Below are 17,633 nucleotides of genomic sequence, written 5' to 3' on the forward strand. Positions count from 1 at the left end.
CCGCCGAGCCCTCCACTGAGCCTTCCGCCGGGCCCTTCGTCGAGCCTTCCTCTGTGCCCTCCGCTGGGCCCTCCGCTGGGCCCTCCGCTGGGCCCTCCACTGTGTTTTCCTCTGGGCCATCGCCTCGGGCGGGTGCCGTGCGTCTGGGCGCGGCGGCGTTCGACGCCAGGACCGGGCGGCTGATCAGCCTCGGGGACGCCGAGCTCGACGGGCCGGTGCTGGACGTGTGGCGGGCACCCACCGAGAACGATCGCGGCCAGGGCCCCAGGAACGCGCTCGCCGCCGACTGGGAGGCCGTCGGCCTTGATCGTTTCCTGCACCGCACCGCGAGCGTCGAACGCCCGGACGACCGCACGCTCGTGGTGCGCGGCCGCAGCGGCCCGGCCACCCGCACCCTGGGTTTCCGCACCACGTTCACCTGGCGATGGCGTCACGGCGCGCTCCACCTGACGATCGAGGCCGAGCCGGTCGGCGACTGGCACGACACCGCCTACGGCCACCTCAGCGTCACCCCGCCGCGCATGGGCGCCAGGTTCGCCCTCCCCGGCGGCTACACCGACGTCGCGTGGTTCGGCCGCGGCCCCGGCGAGTCGTACGCCGACAGCCTGGCCGCCGCCCGCGTCGGCCGCTTCGCCCGGCCGATCGACGACCTGCAGACCCCGTACGCCTTCCCGCAGGAGAACGGCAACCACGTCGAGACCCGCTGGCTGGAACTGTCGGGCGACGGCCTGCCGACGGTGCGCGTGGACGGCGAGCCGCACCTGGACTTCACCGCCCGCCGGTGGACCAGCGAGGCGCTGGCCGCCGCGCTCCACCCGCACGACCTGGCGGACTCCGGCCGGGTCTGGCTTAACCTGGACCACGGCCAGCAGGGCCTCGGCAGCGCCTCCTGCGGTCCCGCGCTGCCCGAGCGGTACCGGCTGCCGGTCCGCCGCTCCGCCTGGTCGATGACGCTGAGCACGTGATGTCCTCCCCAGAGCCCTCGCGAAGGAGTTACCGATGACGTCGAAGTTCGACTTCTGCCCGTGGCTGTACTGGGACCACGCGACCGACGAGGACCGCCGCGCCCAGGAGGGCCACCTGGCCGAGCTGCGCACCAGGATCACCGTGGAGGCCGCGGAGAAGGTCTTCGTCTCCCCGCTGGCGGCCGTCCACGCCGACAGCCTGCGCATGGGCGACCACAGCTACATCGCCGCCCACGCCTACGTCACCGACACCCTCGTCATGGGAGACGACTGCACGCTCAACCCGTACGCCGTGGCGCGGGGCCGCGTCGTGCTCGGCGACGCCGTACGCGTGGGCGCCCACACGTCCCTGCTCGGCTTCAACCACGGCGTCGAGCCCGACCGGCCGGTGTTCCGCCAGCCGATCAGCTCGAAGGGCATCACCATCGGCGACGACGTGTGGATCGGCTCCAACGTCGTCGTCCTCGACGGGGTCACCATCGGCGACCACGCCGTCGTCGGCGCGGGCGCGGTCGTCACCAAGGACGTGCCCGCCTGGGCCATGGTCGCCGGCAACCCGGCCCGCCCCATCCGCGACCGCCGCACGCGGTCACGACCGGGGGAAGACCTGGAAGGGCTGCTCGCCGCCTTCGCCGACCGCGCCAGGGAGCAGGCCGAGGCGGTGCTCGCCCGCTGCTGGACGGGCGAGCGGTACGTCGACCGCCCGGACGCCCCGCCCACCGTACGCGCCTGGTGCGACGCCGTGGAGATCGCCGACCTGCTCATCGGCGGCCCGCCGCCGGTGCCCGCGCGCGAGGAGATCGTCGCCTTCCTGCGCGACCGCCAGGACCCCGCCACGGGCCTGATCCCGGAAATCGGCGCCCCAGGCTCGCCGGAACAGGCGCAGGCAGGGGGCGTTCCCGCCTCCCCGGAACCGGCGGGGGACCCGGACGGCGGCGGGCCGGAGTTGGAGGGCGTCACGGCCTACCACGTGCTCTGCGCCGGTTACGCGCTCGACCTGCTCGGGACCGGCTTCCAGCACCCCGTCCAGGCCGTCCACGACCTCGCGGGCAAGGACCTGACCGCCGCGCTCGACGCCCTCGACTGGGACCGCGAGGCCTGGACGTCGGGCTCGGTGGTGGACGCCATCGGCACCGGCCTCTACCGCAACATCGCCGGCTTCGGGCTGCGCGGCGACCTCGAGACCCTGTACGGCTGGCTGCTCACCCGCTGCCGGCAGAGCCACGGCATGTGGGGCGAGCCGGACTCCGACGCCGGCTGGCTGATGGTGGTCAACGGCTTCTACCGGCTCACGAGGGGGACGTACGCGCAGTTCGGATTGCCGCTGCCGTACCCGGAGCGGGCCGTCGACACCGTGCTCGCCCACGCCCGCGACCCCCGCTACTTCCACGGGGACACCGGCAACGCCTGCAACGTGCTCGACGTCATCCACCCCCTGTGGCTGGCGGGCAGGCAGACGGCGCACCGCCGCGAGGAGGGTGAGGCGTGGGCCCGGAGGCACCTGCGCCGCGCGCTGGGCGGCTGGCAGGACGGCGCGGGCCTCAGCTTCGCCCTCACCGGCGGCACCGGCGCGGCCCGTCTGCCCGGCCTCCAGGGAACGGAGATGTGGCTCGCCATCATCTGGCTCCTCGCCGACCACCTGGGCCTCTCCAGCGCCCTTGGCTACCGCCCCCGAGGCATCCACCGCCCCGAACCGGCGATCCACCTCCCGGCCCGCTGACGCCTGGTTGATCAGATCGCGTCCGTGGCGGCACCGGCCAGGAGCAGTAGCCACCGTTCAGCGGTGGCTTGGTCCACGATGATCGCGGGAACCTCGGCGGCGAACACCTCACCGAGTAGCTCTTTCAATCGCTGGTCGTGGACTTCGCCCAGCACAGACGGGGGTCATGGCGTGGCCTCGCTGGTGCGGCCCGGAACCGCGAGGTAGCCCCGCCGATCACCGGCTCTGGTCCTGCGTGCTGTGTGATCATTGTGTGCCTCGGCGTGGACGCGCTGCTCCGCGACCGCCACGGCCGTGTCCTGCTCGTCGACCCCGCCTACAAACCCAATTGGGATCTGCCCGGCGGTATGGCCGAAGCCAACGAAGCTCCGGCCGACGCGCTACACCGGGAACTGGCCGAAGAGCTCGGCCTCCACCTTCCCCAGGGCATGGCGTTGGTGTGTGTGGATTGGGTCGCCCCACACGGCCCGTGGGACGACTCCCTGATGATGATCTTTAACGGTGGAACCCTCACGCCGGACCACGTTGCCAGGCTCCACCTGGCGGACGCCGAGCTGGCCGCGTTCGAGTTCTGCACCCTGGAGGAGACGCAGAAGCGGTTGCGGCCGTACGTGTGGGAGCGCCTACACGCCGCGATCACCGCCGCCGCCGCCGGTACCGTCGCCTACCTGCACAATGGCCAGACCGCCACCTGATCAACCCGCACGGCGTGAGGAGGGCGGGCGACCCACCTCCCGGCCCGCTGACCCATGATTCCGGCGGTTCGTCCCACGTCTCATTGCCTGTTCGGCAGCGTAGCGGTCGTCTTGGCGGCGGGCGAGAATTCCCGGGCTTCAGCTTCAGCCCGGGGAAGCTCGTCAAGGCGTCTACGAGGTCACGGCGCGGGGATCGTGCCGTTGACGTAGTGGGTTTTCACGGTCTGTGCGATGGATCGCTGCCAGGCCGTCATGTCGGCCTTGAGCTGCTCCGGTGTGCGGGTGCCCTCGCGCAGGTCGGCGATGAAGGCGTCGTACTGGTCGAAGGCCCAGTTCTCGATGCCGAAGGTGTACTTCTGGATGCCGCCCTCACCGTAGTAGCCCACCCCGTCGGCGGGGTCGCCGGCCAGGGCCACGGTGTCGATCGTGTGGTCGGCGTTGCGCCCGCAGCTGTACCCGCATGAGTCGTCGTCGGTGTAGTCGTAGACGAGGTGGCGTTTGGCGTTGCTCGCCTCGTGCATGTCCGACAGCTCGGCCGGGGTCGTGCCCGCGTACGGGAAGAGCGGCACGAACACGCTGACCGTGGGCTCGCCGAGAGCCACCCACATCGTGGTGAGCTTCCCCTCATAGGGGTCGCCGGCCTTCGAGCCGGTGATCACGGTTCCGAACGTGGAGACGAAGCGGTTGAGGTGGTAGCCGGTGGGCTTCTCGGCGGCGGGCAGTTCGCCGACGTTCTTGGACAGAGACTCGATGGTCCACTTGCCGCCGATGCCGTTCGAGCGCACCTCCTTCTGGATGAAGTAGCGGTAGTCCTTCTTGTGGGGGTCGTCCATGCGGATGCCCACGCGGTTGTGGCGCATGACGGCGCTGGTGGAGTCCTCCCAGTCGTGCACGCCGTCCGGCGTGGCGCCGGTGTTGACGACCTCGCCGTTCTCCACGGTGGTGGTCTGCTCGTCCACGAGGTAGGGGAACCCGCTGGGCTTGGTCCACTGGACCTTGCTGAAGTTGGTGCGCCAGTCGTAGCCGGAGTAGGCGCCGTCGGCCGGGTCGGCGGCGTCCTTGTCGTCGGTGTGCGACGCGGCGTAGTTGCCGTTCGCGTCCTGGGCGTACTCGGAGGTGATGTTGTCGCGGGTGAAGCTGTCGCCGTCGATCTCGAAGACGGCGGCGTTGCCCCACCGGTCGAAGACGCTGATGATCGTGGAGGTGTTGCGGCCGGAGCTGGCGTTGAAACCGCCGCCGTCGGCGGTGTCGCGCAGCAGTTGCTCCACCTCGTCGACGCGTTCGGCGCGTGAGAGCACCAGGTGGTTGAGGTAGCCGCCGGTCATCCCCTTGTCGAGGTCCTGGGAGATCGGGAAGCCGTGGCCGGCGGCGAAGGCCGAGGTGAGCGTGTGCCCGGCGACCTGCACGAGGCCGAGACCGCGGTCGTTGGCGCCCGCCCACGGGATCGTCTCGCCGGTGATCGGGTCGACGCCGGAGGAGCCCAGCGCCGTGACGCCGGTGTAGCCGAAGCGGGAGGTGTAGCGGTCGCCGCTGCCGAAGATGCTGCCGTCGGCCGGTGTGTGGAACGGCACGACCTTCCACCCGTCGGGCGTGGACCAGTGGTCGCGGTTCTTCCAGGCGACCGGGCGGCCGTCGACGGTGGACATCCCGGTCGCGATGGCGGAGCTGGAGGCGTGGGCGGGCGGCGTCCAGACGAGGACGGTGACCAGCGCGGCGGCGGCGAGTAAGGGCTTTTTCACCTGGGAGTGGCCTTTCCGATGAGGTCGGCGAACAGCGCCCGGGACTCCGGGCTGGTGTGGATGAGCTCTTCCGGGTGCCATTGGACGGCCAGGATCCGGTGCTCGGTGTGCTCGAGCCCTTCGACCAGGCCGTCCTCGCTGTAGACGGTGGCGTCCAGGCCTTCGGCGAGGAGTTTGACGCCTTGCTTGTGGATGCTGTTGACGCCGAACTGGTCAGGGCTGAACAGCTCGCCCAGCCGTCCGCCCTTCGCGGTGACCGTGTGGGTGACCTCCGTGCGCGACGCGTCGGGGCGGTGATTGACCGTGTACGGCGTACGGGTGAGGTCCTGGTGCAGCTCGCCGCCGAAGTACACGTTGACCATCTGGAGCCCGCGGCAGATCGCCAGCACCGGCAGGCCGCGATCGAGGGCCTGGTCGAGCATGGCCCACTCCAGCCGGTCGCGTTCGAGGTCGAGCTTCACCGTCACGCCGTCCTCCACCGGCGACGCGTAGCGGGCCGGCTCCACCGAGGCGCCGCCGGCGAGGACCAGCGCGGTGGCGTCGGCGGGCAGGGCGAGCGTGCCCTGCGACGGGGTGATCGTGCGCGGGACGCCTCCGGCGTGCTCGATCGCGGCCTCGTAGGGGCGGGCGGGCGTACGGTCTCCAGCGGTGATGATGATCAAGGATTTCGCTCCGTGGGTCATTTGAGGCCGGTGGTGGCGATGCCCTGCACCAGCCGGCGTTGGAAGAACATGAACAGCAGGAACAGCGGCAGCAGCGACACGACGGACATCGCGGTCATCGGCCCGAGGTCGGAGCCGGCGGTTGCGTCGAGGAACATGCGCAGGCCGACGGGGAGGGTGAACTTCTCGGCGCTGTTGAGGTAGATCAGCTGCGGCAGGTAGTCGTTCCACGTCCAGATGAACGTGAAGATCGCGGTGGTGGCCAGCGCCGGTTTGAGCAGGGGCAGGGTGATGTACCAGTACCTGCGGAAGGCGCCGCAGCCGTCCACGGCCGCCGCCTCGTCCAGCTCGCGTGGCAGGCCACGCAGGAACTGCACGTTGAGGAAGACGAAGAAGGCGTCCATGGCCAGGAAGTACGGCACGATCAGCGGCAGCGGGCTGTCCACCCAGCCGAGGGCGTGGAAGATGGAGTACTGCGGGATCAGCAGCACGTCTTTGGGCAGCAGCAGCATGCCGATGGTGAGCGTGAAGCACAGGGTCCGGCCGCGGAAGCTGAGCCGCGCGAAAGCGTAGGCGGCCAGCGAGCACGAGATCACGTTCCCGGCGACCGCCAGAAGCGCGATGACCGTGGAGTTGCGCAGGTAGGTGCCGAACGACTCCACACCCGCGCCGTCCCAGCCCTCGACGAAGTTGCCGAATGTGGGATCGGCGGGAAGGAGCGAGACGTTCTGCGCGATCTCGGCCGTGGACTTGAACGCGGTCATCACCATCCAGACCAGCGGATAGAGCATGACCATGAGCGTCCCGACGATCACGACGTGGGCGAGGCGGTTTTTCATGCGTTGTCCCCGTAATGAACCCAGCGGCGCGAGCTGCGGAACAGGAAGACCGCGACCATGGCCAGCGCGATCAGCATGAGCCAGGCCATCGCCGAGGCGTAGCCCATGCGCTGGTGGTCGAATCCCTGCTGGTAGAGGTTGAGGGCGTAGAAGAGGGTGGAGTCGGCGGGGCCGCCGTTGCCGTCGCCGACGAGCTGGGCGGGAGCGAACGTCTGGAAGGCCCCGATGATGCCCAGCAGCAGGTTGAAGAAGACGATCGGGCTGAGCAGCGGAACCGTGACGCTGACGAACGTGCGCAGCCGGCCCGCGCCGTCGAGCGCGGCGGCCTCGTACAGCTCGCCGGGGATCTGCTTGAGCCCGGCCAGGAAGATGACCATCGGCGCGCCGAAGCGCCACACCTCCAGCGCGATGATCGTCCAGAGCACCGTGCCGGGATCGTTGATCCACGACCGCTCCGAGACGCCGAACCAGCCGAGCACCCCGTTGACCGGGCCGCCGTAGTCGAACATGGCCCGCCAGGTGATGGACACCGCCACGCTGGCGGCCAGCAGCGACGGCAGGTAGAACAGCGAGCGGTAGAGCCCCTGGCCCCGGCGTTCCCTGACCAGGAGGAGCGCGGCGGCCAGCGCCGCGCCCAGCTGCAACGGGACCGCGACGAGCACGTATCCGCCGGTGAGCAGCACCGAGTGGACAAACCGGGGATCGTCGGTGAACAGCTCCAGATAGTTGCCGAGCCCCACCCAGCGCGGGGACGCCAACAGGTCGTAGTCGGTGAAGGACAGGTAGAGCGACCAGCCGAGCGGCGCCGCCACCACCAGCAGCAGTCCGGCGGTCCACGGGATCAGGAACGCGTAGGCCGCCAGGTCACGCCTGATCAACTGGCCCGCTCCAGAACCTTGGCCGCCTCCTGGAAGAACGCCTCGGTGGCCTGCTCGACGGTCGCCTTGCCGAACCAGACGTCCTGAGTGTGCCGGGTGAGCAGGTCGGAACGGATCTCCTTGCCGCCTGTGGGGTCCGGGGCGGGGGCCGGACCGCTGTTGCCGGGCTCACGCAGGTACGCGACGTACTCGGCGATCTGCTGGTCCTGCGGGTCGAGGCCGGCCGCGAGGGAGGTGGCGATGGCGGAGTTCGGTGGAACGCCGCGCGTCAAACCCAGGGCCCGGCCCGCTTCGGGATCGTTGAGCAGGAAGTTCACCAGTTGCGCGGATTCGCGCGGATGCTTGGTCTTGGCGTTGATCGCCCAGCTCACCGAGCGCATCAGGTGGCTGCCCGGCCGCTCCGCCTCGCCGGGCAGCGGACCGTACTTCCAGTCCTCGCGCGGGAGGCTGATGCTGGTGCCGTACACGCTCATGGCGACCTTCTTGGCGGCCACCGGGTCCTGGGACACGTCGCCTCCGGCGGAGCCGCTGGTGACGTCGGCCGGCGGGACCACGCCCTTGGCCCGCAGGCCTGCCCAGAACGTCCACCATTCGGCCAAATCCTCCTTGGCGAAACCGAGCGCCGTGCCGTCGGCCGTGAACCAGTCCTTGCCCTTCTGTCGCAGGAACACCTGCAGGTGGTTGTGCTGGGCGCTGCTGTCGGCCAGCGCCCAGGTGCCCTTCGGCAGGCCGCCGGCCAGCTTCGTGGCCAGGGCCGCGAAGTCCTGCCAGCTCGTCCGCGCCGTGGGGGCGCTCACGCCCGCGCCCTCCAGCAGCTTCGGCTGGTGGACCAGGGCCATCGGGCTGGCGCCGGCGGGCACGTCCATCAGCTTGCCGTCGATCGTGCCCTGGGCGAGGAACTCCTTGCCGAGGGCGTCGGTCTTGAGCACGTCCTGGTGGGCGCCGAGGTCGAGCAGCAGCCCTTTGGCCGCGTACGTGCGCACCTGGTCGTCCTGGAAGACGTCGGGCGCCGCGCCGGAGGCGAACTCGGTGTTGAGCTTGTCGTAGTAGCCGGGGAACGCCGACGGGCGGACCTTCACTTCGATCTTCGGGAACTTCTTGGTGAACAGGTCGATCGCGGCGTTGGTCGCCTTGGTACGCGCGGGGTTGCCCCACCAGGCCACGACCAGCGTGACCTTGTCGCCGGCGGGTTCGCCCGAGGAGCAGCCGGTGAGCAGGAGGGACATCGACGCGAACGCCGCCAAGCAGGAACGCAGCATGAGGGGGCCTTTCGAAGAGCTGCGGTGGTGATCATTGGAGAGTGGATCGCTGGAGCCGGAGCATGAGGTCCCCGTCGGTGCGCAGGGTGTTCAGGACCTGGTCGAGTGAGCGTTCGCTCGGGGCGTGCCGCAGTTCGATCAGCTCGGCCCGCGGCGCCGCGCGGCGGACCAGGGGAGTGGCGGCGCTGGTGTGCAACACCGCGCCGGCGTCGGGCAGGGCCCGCCGCAGCGCGTCGTCGTCATCGTCGGCGACGAACTCCATGGGCGGGATGCCGGGGTGCCGCTCCTGGATCAGCGCCTCGTAGCTGTGCCGGGTGGCCGGCCGGGCGACCAGCACGATCCGATCGCCGTCGCCGAGGCGGCGGATGCGGCCGAACACCTCGGCGTCCAGCTCGGAGGTCAGCGGCAGCACGCGCACGGGTTGCTCGGCCAGCCGCTCCTCGACCTCCCTGACGTGGAAGACCAGGCTGATCACGTGGGTGACGTCCTTGACCCCCGCACGGCGGAACTCCTCGATGTCCAGGGCCTTGATGGCGCCGGGACCGTCGGGCAGCCGTGCCGACAGCGTGGCCGCGTACCGCTCGGCCGAGGCGCGCACGCCGATGAACGACACCCGCAGCCCGAGCCTGAGCATGGTCAGCCGCTGCTGCGTCGCCCGCCCGGCGACGGTGGGCGTGACCCCGTCCGCGAGGAGTTCGAGCAGGGCCGCGTCCACCTTGGCGGTCTGGCGCAGATCCCAGGGGTCGTTGCCCGGCACCGCGGACCGGGCGGGCAGGGTCACCTGGGTTCCCACGCCGTGCCGGGTCTCGGCGAAACCGGCCTGCGCCAGCCCGTCGTACGCCTGGCGCACGGTGTCGACGGCCACGCCGAGCCGCTGCGCCAGTGCGCGCACGGCCGGGAGCTTCACACCGGGCTCCAACTCCCCGGTGGCGATGATGTATTCGAGCTGGGTCCGCAGCTGGACCCAGAGGGGGATGTCCGAATCGGGGTCGATGCGGAGCCGTCTGTCAAGCTCAACGCCAGTCATGGAGTGTTATGGAACAGTAAAACACTCCAGGTGTCAACGGTGGCATGTGCCGGGACGGTACGTGATCTCCAGCCGTCAGGTCCGCAGCGGGGGCACCTCGACGGCGGCGGCCATCGCCTGGTGGCCGGACGTGCTCGGGTGGAGGTGGTCGCCGCAGTCGTAGCGGGGGAGCAGGCGGGCAGGGTCGGCGGGGTCGCGGAGGGCGGCGTCGAAGTCGGCCAGGGCGTCGAACGCGCCCCCGTGCCGGGCGTACGCGTTGACCTCCTGCCGGGCACGTTCCCCCTCCTCGGTGTGGTACTCCGCGCCCGCGTACGGCGTGAGCGTGCCGCCGATCACGCGGACCCCGGCGGAGCGGGCGGTCGCGGCGATGCGATCGTAGGCGGCGATGAGGTCGTCCGCCCGCGCGCCCGCGCCGAGGTCGTTGAGCCCGGCCAGCAGGATCACGGTGTCGATGCCCGGCTTGGTCAGCACCTCGGCGGTCAGGCGCGTCTCGGCGGGACGCCCGGTGCCCGCAGCCAGCACGCGACCGCCAGAGACGCCCTCGTTGACCACGGCCAGCGGGGGAGACCTCCGTACGGCCGAGTCGGCGAGCAGGTCCGGCCAGCCGTGGCCGGTCTCGGAGCCGACGCCGGTGGCGATCGAGTCCCCGAGCACCGCCACGGCCGACACGGGGGCGGGCGCGGTGACCGTCAGCGCGTCCATCCAGTGCCAGACCGCCACCTCCTCGATGAACGCCCCCGAGCCCTCGTCGGCGGCGTGGTCACCGGGAACCGACCGGTAAGCCGGGGCGGTGGCGGGCTCCGGTCTATCGCCCGGCAGCCGCTTCGGGCCGAAGCCGGGCGGCGGGTAAGCGGGGGCGGTGGCGCGGTTGCGGCCGGTCAGCGTGCCCGCTTCGCCGCGGACGTGCAGGCTGACAGCGAGGCGATGGCGCGGGCGCACCGGCACGGGGAGCGGGTCGCTGAGGGCCGTCGCGCCCGGCGCCACCGTCACCTCGGGGCTCCCGCCGAACGTCAGCATCCGGTTCGACCCCGGCTCCAGCGCCGCCCCCGCCAACGGGACGCCCACGTAGACGTGCCCGAACGTCACGGGCCGGTCCCCGAAGGCGTTGGTCAGCCGTACACGCAGGCCGCTCCCGCCCACGGCGGTCCGCACGACGTTGCGCACGGTCAGGTCACGCGGGCCGCCGCCGAGCCGTTCGGCGGCGGCGGCCCACGTGGTGACCGGCCGGTCCGTCAGTGTTCCCACGGCGCGGTGAACGTGTACCGGCCCGACCCGACCCGGCACACCAGCGCCGAGCCGGAGACCCCGGCCGCCTCGATCCCCGCGACGCCCGGGGCGCCCTCCAGCCGGTCGCCGATCGGCGTGCCCGACTCGCGTACCGACGACGGGTCCGTGGTGGGCACGTGGACGGTGGCGAGCGCGCCGGGCGGGACGCGCACCTCCAGCGTCAACGTGCCGCCGGAGATCTCCCACCGGCTGCTCAGCCGCCCCAGCGGCGTGTCGTACGCCGCCGCGGCCCACCGCAGCCGCCCCCCGGGCAACGGCCGGACGAGCGGCCGCCGGAACCCCACCGACCCTTCCTCCTGCCCGATGCCCGCGACCCCGCTGTACAACCACTCACCCACCGAGCCGAGCGCGTAGTGGTTGAAGGAGTTCATGGCGACGGGCCCGAAGCCGTTCTCCTCCGTCCAACCGTCCCACCGCTCCCAGATCGTGGTGGCCCCGCGCTTGATCGAGTAGCCCCAGGACGGGTAGCGGTCGTCGTGCAGCAGGTCGTAGGCGAGGTCGTGGCGCCCGTACGCGGACAGGACGGGCCCCAGCAGCCCCACGCCGGCGAACCCGGTGGTCAGCCGCCGCCCCCGCCGCTCCAGGTCGGCCACCAGGTGCCCCACGGCCGCGGGAATCAGATCGCCGGGTACGAGCCCGTGCGCGAGCGCCAGCAGGTATCCCGTCTGCGTGTCGCCCGAGACCCGCCCGTCGGCGGACACGAACTCCCGGACGAACGCCTCCCCGATCCGCGCCCGCAGCCCCGCGTAGCGTTCGGCGACGTCCGCGAGCCCCAGCACGGAGGCGGCCTTGGCGGTGAGGTCGGCGCTCAGCGCGAAGTACGCGGTGGCCATCACGTCGCGGGAGGTCCGCACGCCCGCCTGCAGCCAGTCGCCGTAGTGGCTGCCCACCCGGTTGCGCCAGATCAGGCCGGGGTTGTGGCGTTCGACGTGGTCGACCCAGCGGCGCATGCTGGGCAGGCTGTCGCGCAGGATCCGCTCGTCGCCGTAGACCCGGTAGAGGTGCCAGGGCACCACCGTGGCGGCGTCGGCCCAGCCGGGGGCGCCGTGCCGCTCCGTCATCACGTGCGGCACCACGTCGGGCACCGCACCCTCGGCGGTCTGCGCGCAGCGCAGGTCGGCCAGCCAGCCGGTGAAGAACGCGGCCACGTCGGCGTTGTAGCAGGCGGTGGGCAGGAACACCTGCGCGTCGGCGGTCCAGCCGAGCCGCTCGTCCCGCTGCGGGCAGTCGGTCGGCACGGACACGAAGTTGCCCCGCTGGCTCCACCGGATGTTGCCCGTCAGCCGCCGCACCATGGCGTCGGAGCAGGAGAGCTCGCCGGCGACCGGCGTGTCCGAGTGCATGGCCCGGCCCACCAGGTCGACGTCGGCGTGCCCGGTGACCTCCACGTAGCGGAAGCCGTGGACGGTGAAGCGCGGCTCGAACGTCTCCTCCGGCAGCCCCGCGGCCACGTAGTGGTCGGTCGCCTCGGCCGAGCGCAGGTTGGCGGTGTAGAGGCCGCCGCCGTCGTCGAGCGTCTCGCCGTGGCGCAGCGTGACGCGGGTGCCGGCCGGGGCGCCGCGCAGCGTCAGCCGCACCCGGCCGGCGATGTTCTGCCCCAGGTCGACGATGGTACGACCGTCGCCGTCCCGCCGGGTCTCGACGGGCACGAGGTCCTCGGTGACGCGGACCGGTTCGGCCGCGGAGGGCACGAGGACGTCGTGGCCGGTGTCCACGACGCGGGCGGGGGCCCACGACGAGTCGTCGAAGCCGGGCAGGTCCCAGCCGGGCTGCTCCAGGCGGGCGTCGTACCACTCGCCCATCAGCAGGTCGGCGTAGCGCAGCGGCCCGGTGCTCTCCCGCCAGCTCCCGTCGGTGCCGACGACCGTGCGCGAGCCGTCGGCGTGGTCGGCCACGAGCTGGACGAGCAGCTCAGGACGCTTGCCGTAGCGCTGGGCCTGCTGCCGGCCGTCCCAGCCGAGGCTGCCCGACCACCAGCCGTCCGCGAGCACCGCCCCCACGCAGGCGGGGCCGTCGCCGATCAGGTCGGTGACGTCGTACACCTGGTACGGGACGCGGTACCGGTAGTCGGTCCAGCCGGGGGTCAGCTCGCCGTCGCCCACCCGGTGGCCGTTGACGCGCAGCTCGTACAGGCCGCGGGCGGTGCAGGCGACGCGTACGGCGGTCACCGATGACAGGTCGACGACGCGCCGGAAGTAGCGGGGCGCGGGCAGGGACCCGGTGCGTACGCTGCGGGGCTCACGGTCGTCGGCAGGCGGTTCGAACGGGGGCAGGGTCTCCGGGTCGTGGCCGATCCAGGCGGCCGCCCACTCGTCCGGGTGCAGCACGCCGGTGCCGAACCACGACTCGGCCGCCGCCGCCTCGCCATCCGCGGGGCGGACCTGGACCTGCCAGGTGTAGCGGGCGAACGACGCCAGCGGCGCGCCGCCGTAGGAGGCGCTGGTGTCCTGGCTGTCGATCCAGCCGCTGTCCCAGGCCAGAGCGCCGTCTGAGCGGACCGCGATCCGGTACGCCGCCTGCGCGTCGCCGCGCCGGTCGGAGGCCAGCCGCCAGCTCAGCCTGGGCGCCCGGGTGGCGATGCCCTGCGGGGTGCCGAGGTGCTCGCAGCGCAGGTCGTACGGGTGCAGCGCGGCACCGGCGGGAACCGCGGGGAGAGTCCATCCGCTCACCGTGCTCACCAGGCCCATTCCGCGGCCGGCCGGGTCAGCGTGTAGTCGCGCCGTGGCGCGGTGGGGTGAACCTTGCGCCCGCTGTACATCGGCCGGGCGGTGCCCTCGGGGCTGATGCCGATCACGTCGTCGCCGCGCCAGCGCACCTGGAACTCCCGGCCGGACGCGACCTCCGTGCTCGTCGACTCGGGCACGGGGAACGTGACGGTGATCCGCTCGCCCCGCCTGGGCGCGCGGACGGACAGGTAGCCGTCGGGCGCCCACGCCCCCGTCTCGGTCCCGCCGAACGCGTCGCCGTCGCGGGTCACGCGCACCTTGGCGTACCCGGCCCAGTCGGGCACCCGCATCCGCAACTCGCGCAGGTCCTGGTGCACGTCGAGGTCGACGCGGCCCTCGTGGGGGAGGTGGCTGAGCACGGTGACCCGCTCGGTGGCCCGGGTGAGCAGCAGGTTGACCCGCACGTCGCGGTCATCGCCGGTGACGATGGAGTTCCACCCCCAGAACAGCCCGCGCAGGCCGGAGCCGACGCAGCACGCCTGCACGTCGGCGGTGTGCCCGCGGCCCAGCTCGATGTCGCAGACGTAGTCGTTGGGCGCGCCGTACCCGGCGAAGGCGCCGCGCACCCGCTCGCCCACCCGCACGTGCGTCACCCAGCCGGGCTCGTCGCCCGAGGTGTCGGGGGCCGACTCGACCCAGCTCAGGTCGAGCAGCTGGGACTCGACGAGGTGGTTGCGCAGGAACCGCTCCACCACGCCCCAGTAGCCGGTGTGCCCGGACCGGGCGAGCGTGACGCCGGTGCCGATCAGGTCGACCAGGGAGCAGCTCTCATGCTCGTAGCGCTGGCCTTCGAGGTCGCCGGGCGTCCAGCCGAACCGGGTGGCCTGGGTGAGCGCCCAGTCGTAGGAGCGGCGTACGAACGCGGTCAGCTCGTGGTCGCCGGTGTGGCGGGCGTAGCGCGCCAGCCCTTCGAGGGTGCCGAGGCGGGTGTGGAAGTGGCCGCTGCGGTAGGCGCGGGCCGCGTTGAAGCTGCCGTCCTCGTGGTAGACGCCGCTCTTGTGCACGATCAGCCGGGCGAACCAGCCGCACAACTCCAGCGCGTCCTCGTTGCCGGTCGCCTGGTGGTAGCGGAGCAGCGGCATGATCAGCCGGCCGCTGAACGACGCCGGATCGGGGGCCAGGTGCAGCGCGATGGCGTTCGGGGACGGCCAGCCGTCGGGGGTGTACTCGGAGGCGGGGTAGAACCAGACGTCCCGCTCCTTGATCGCGATCCGCTTGAGCGCGGCTACGTGCCGGTCGGCCAGTTCCTTGGCCTTGGGGTCGCCGTCGGACACGTACCACGTGGTGAGCGACAGGAGCACGGCACGCTGGTCGATGAGGTTGGCGTTCGGAGCCCAGCCGGCGTCGGGGCGGGCCCGCCGGTAGCTCAGCCCGTCGGGGCCGAAGAAGGTCGTCAGCCGCCGCCTGAAGCCGTCCTCGACCTCCCGCCAGGTGTTCTTGCCCGTCATGTGCCTGGCGAGCAGGCACGCGTCGAGCAGCCGGCCGTGGCTGGAGCCGTAGTCCCAGTCGCCGTGCCGCAGTGCGGCGGGCCGGGCTAGCAGGTCGGCGCTGAAGTACGGAATGCCGTCCATGCCCGTGTCGGGGTCTGTGTCGGGCAGTCCGGCCACCGCGTTCATCGCCAGCTCGGCCCGCTCTTCGAGCAGCACAGTGTCGGGGATCTCTGGCATGGCCATCCCTTCGTTGCACATAAATATTCAAGTGTGCATAGATGTCACATTCAGCCTGCTTCCCCGGTTGACTCTCGTCAAGGCGCGCATAAATATTCGTATCTTGTTGGATATGTAGTGCTGAGGGAGGATGGTGGCATGAGCGTTGATCCGGTGGTGCGGCCAGGTACTGGTGCGGCGGTGACCCTGCGGCCCGTGACGGGCGCCCGTCTCCAGGACGGGTTCTGGGGGGCGCGGCAGCGGGCCAACCGCGAGGTGACGATCCCGCTGGGCGGCGAGCGGGTGCGCGACTCCGGCGCCTTCGCCAACCTGCGGCAGGCCGCCCGCGGCGCCGGAGGGGAACACGAGGGAAAGATCTTCGCCGACTCCGACGTCTACAAGTGGCTGGAGGCGCTGGCCTGGGAGCGGGGGAGACGCGAGGACGACGGCCTCGCCCGGTCGTACGCGGAGGCGTCGGAGCTGGTCGCCGCCGCGCAGTGCGCCGACGGCTACCTCCACACGCACACCCAGCTCACCGGCCGGCGACGCTATTCCGACCTGGCCTCCAGCCATGAGCTCTACTGCGCGGGCCACCTCATGCAGGCCGCCGTCGCGGGCCGCCGCGCCACCGGCGACGAGACGCTGCTGCGGGTCGCGGCCCGTTTCGCCGACCACCTGGCCAAGGACCTCCCCCGGGACGCGCTCGACGGTCACCCCGAGGTCGAGATGGGCCTGGCCGAGCTGCACCGCGAGACCGGGGCGCCCGCGTACCTCGATCTCGCCGCCCGCCAGGTGGCCGCGAGAGGCCGCTCGCTCATCCAGCTCAAGGGCCACCACGGCCCCGGCTACCGGCAGGACCGTGTGCCGGTCGCCGAGGCCACCACGGTCGAGGGGCACGCGGTGCGCGCGATGTATCTCGCCGCGGGGGCGACCGACGTCGCCGTCGAGACCTCCGACCTCGACCTGCTCGCCGCCCTCGACCGGCAGTGGCGCGACATGGTGGCCACCAAGACCTACCTGACCGGCGGCCTCGGCTCCAACTGGTACGGCGAGGCGTTCGGCGGCCACCACGAGCTGGCGCCCGATACCGCGTACTGCGAGACCTGCGCGGCGATCGGCAGCATCCAGTGGTCGTGGCGGATGTTGCTGGCGACCGGCGACGCCGCGTTCGCCGACCTGATCGAGCGCACCCTCTACAACGCCGTGTTGCCCGGCGTCTCGCTCGACGGCGAGCACTTCTTCTACGTCAACGCGCTGCGCGTCCGCGCGGGCGCGGACCCCGACGACCTGCGCGCCCCCGCCCGGGGCCGCCAGGGCTGGTACGGCACCGCCTGCTGCCCGCCGAACGTGATGCGCCTGTTCTCCTCCCTCGACCACTATCTGGCCACCCGCGACGGCGACGGCGTCCAGCTCCACCTGTACGCGCCCGGCACCGTGCGCGCCGCCGGCGTGCTGCTGGAGGTGGAGACCGGCTACCCGTGGACCGGCCGTGTCGAGATCGTGGTCAAGGAGACCCCCGACCACCCGTGGACCCTCTCGGCCCGCATCCCCGCCTGGGCCGACGCGGCCGGGATCGACGGCCGGCCGGCCGAGCCGGGCGGCTACCACCGCGTGCGCAGGACGTGGCGGCCGGGCGACCGGGTGGTGCTGGACCTCGGGATCCGCCCCCGGCTGACGGCCGCCGTGCCCCGGCTCGACGTCGCCCGCGGCCAGGTCGCGGTCGAGCGCGGGCCGCTGGTCTACTGCCTGGAGCAGGCCGACCACCCCGGGGTGATCGTCGACGACCTGTGCCTGGCCGCGGCGGACCTCCGCGACGCCGGCGCGGTCGCCGGCCTGCCCGCCGACGTGGTGCCGGTCACCGCGCGCGGCCGGGTCCACGTGCACCGGGAGGACGACGGCGGTTTCCCCTACCGGACCGCCGTCGCCCCCCAGGACCCGGAGCACGCGGGCCCGGCCGATCTCACGTTCGTCCCGTACTACGCGTGGGCCAACCGCGGCTCCGGGCCGATGACGGTCTGGACGCCCATGCACCGGGCCTGACCCGCGTGCCGCCGCGAGCGCCCGCCGCCCGCGCTTCCTTTTGCCTGACCGCCGCCTCCTCGGCGGTCAGGCAAAAGGAAAGGTCATGATCTGTGATCACAGGTGGAAAACGGGTATGTCGTAGCGGCCGTTCACGATGACGTCCGATCG

The 17,633-nt window shown here is 72.0% G+C and carries 13 protein-coding genes; 4 read left to right on the plus strand and 9 right to left on the minus strand.

What is annotated here, in order from left to right; genetic code table 11:
* Window positions 1–137 precede the first annotated feature (137 nt).
* The 3 genes from E1294_RS18750 (at window position 138) to E1294_RS18760 (ending at window position 3,380) form a co-directional block, all read left to right on the plus strand.
* Window positions 138–965, plus strand: a complete 828-nt coding sequence (locus tag E1294_RS18750) for a beta-galactosidase small subunit (protein ID WP_220447812.1) — start codon at window positions 138–140, stop codon at window positions 963–965.
* 34 nt (window positions 966–999) lie between these two features.
* Complete coding sequence (locus E1294_RS57235) at window positions 1,000–2,685, plus strand: acyltransferase (protein ID WP_132509807.1); 1,686 nt, start codon at window positions 1,000–1,002, stop codon at window positions 2,683–2,685.
* A 263-nt stretch (window positions 2,686–2,948) separates the two neighbouring features.
* Complete coding sequence (locus tag E1294_RS18760; RefSeq protein WP_246083102.1) at window positions 2,949–3,380, plus strand: NUDIX domain-containing protein; 432 nt, start codon at window positions 2,949–2,951, stop codon at window positions 3,378–3,380.
* Between the two features lie 179 nt (window positions 3,381–3,559).
* Here the strand turns inward: E1294_RS18760 and E1294_RS18765 are convergent, their stop codons facing one another.
* The 9 genes from E1294_RS18765 to E1294_RS18805 form a co-directional block, all read right to left on the minus strand.
* Window positions 3,560–5,119: a C45 family peptidase gene (locus E1294_RS18765; RefSeq protein ID WP_132509808.1), complete on the minus strand. Its 1,560-nt coding sequence runs from the start codon at window positions 5,117–5,119 to the stop codon at window positions 3,560–3,562.
* Window positions 5,116–5,781, minus strand: coding sequence for a gamma-glutamyl-gamma-aminobutyrate hydrolase family protein (locus tag E1294_RS18770; RefSeq protein WP_165977359.1), 666 nt, complete (start codon window positions 5,779–5,781; stop codon window positions 5,116–5,118). The genes E1294_RS18765 and E1294_RS18770 overlap by 4 nt, the downstream gene beginning before the upstream one ends.
* 17 nt (window positions 5,782–5,798) lie before the next feature.
* Complete coding sequence (locus tag E1294_RS18775) at window positions 5,799–6,620, minus strand: carbohydrate ABC transporter permease (RefSeq protein WP_132509810.1); 822 nt, start codon at window positions 6,618–6,620, stop codon at window positions 5,799–5,801.
* Entirely contained in the window at window positions 6,617–7,498 is an 882-nt protein-coding gene (locus tag E1294_RS18780; protein WP_220447813.1) for a carbohydrate ABC transporter permease, read from the minus strand. The genes E1294_RS18775 and E1294_RS18780 overlap by 4 nt, the downstream gene beginning before the upstream one ends.
* A complete protein-coding gene (locus E1294_RS18785; RefSeq protein ID WP_132509812.1) occupies window positions 7,495–8,757 on the minus strand; it encodes an ABC transporter substrate-binding protein in 1,263 nt (420 codons plus the stop codon). The genes E1294_RS18780 and E1294_RS18785 overlap by 4 nt, the downstream gene beginning before the upstream one ends.
* A 31-nt stretch (window positions 8,758–8,788) precedes the next feature.
* Window positions 8,789–9,784 (minus strand): GntR family transcriptional regulator, encoded by a 996-nt coding sequence (locus E1294_RS18790; RefSeq protein ID WP_132509813.1) that lies wholly within the window; start codon window positions 9,782–9,784, stop codon window positions 8,789–8,791.
* A 75-nt stretch (window positions 9,785–9,859) separates the two neighbouring features.
* Entirely contained in the window at window positions 9,860–11,029 is a 1,170-nt protein-coding gene (locus tag E1294_RS18795) for a GDSL-type esterase/lipase family protein (RefSeq protein WP_132509814.1), read from the minus strand.
* Window positions 11,017–13,749, minus strand: coding sequence for a glycoside hydrolase family 78 protein (locus E1294_RS18800; RefSeq protein WP_220447814.1), 2,733 nt, complete (start codon window positions 13,747–13,749; stop codon window positions 11,017–11,019). Before E1294_RS18800 ends, E1294_RS18795 begins: the two co-directional genes overlap by 13 nt.
* Entirely contained in the window at window positions 13,746–15,464 is a 1,719-nt protein-coding gene (locus E1294_RS18805; protein ID WP_220447815.1) for a glycoside hydrolase family protein, read from the minus strand. Before E1294_RS18805 ends, E1294_RS18800 begins: the two co-directional genes overlap by 4 nt.
* 138 nt (window positions 15,465–15,602) lie before the next feature.
* On the opposite strand from E1294_RS18805, the gene E1294_RS18810 reads away from it, so the two are divergent.
* Window positions 15,603–17,483: a glycoside hydrolase family 127 protein gene (locus E1294_RS18810; protein WP_132509817.1), complete on the plus strand. Its 1,881-nt coding sequence runs from the start codon at window positions 15,603–15,605 to the stop codon at window positions 17,481–17,483.
* The last annotated feature ends 150 nt before the right edge of the window (window positions 17,484–17,633 follow it).

This window comes from Nonomuraea diastatica, assembly GCF_004349015.1.
GTDB classification, from domain to species: Bacteria; Actinomycetota; Actinomycetes; order Streptosporangiales; family Streptosporangiaceae; genus Nonomuraea; species Nonomuraea diastatica.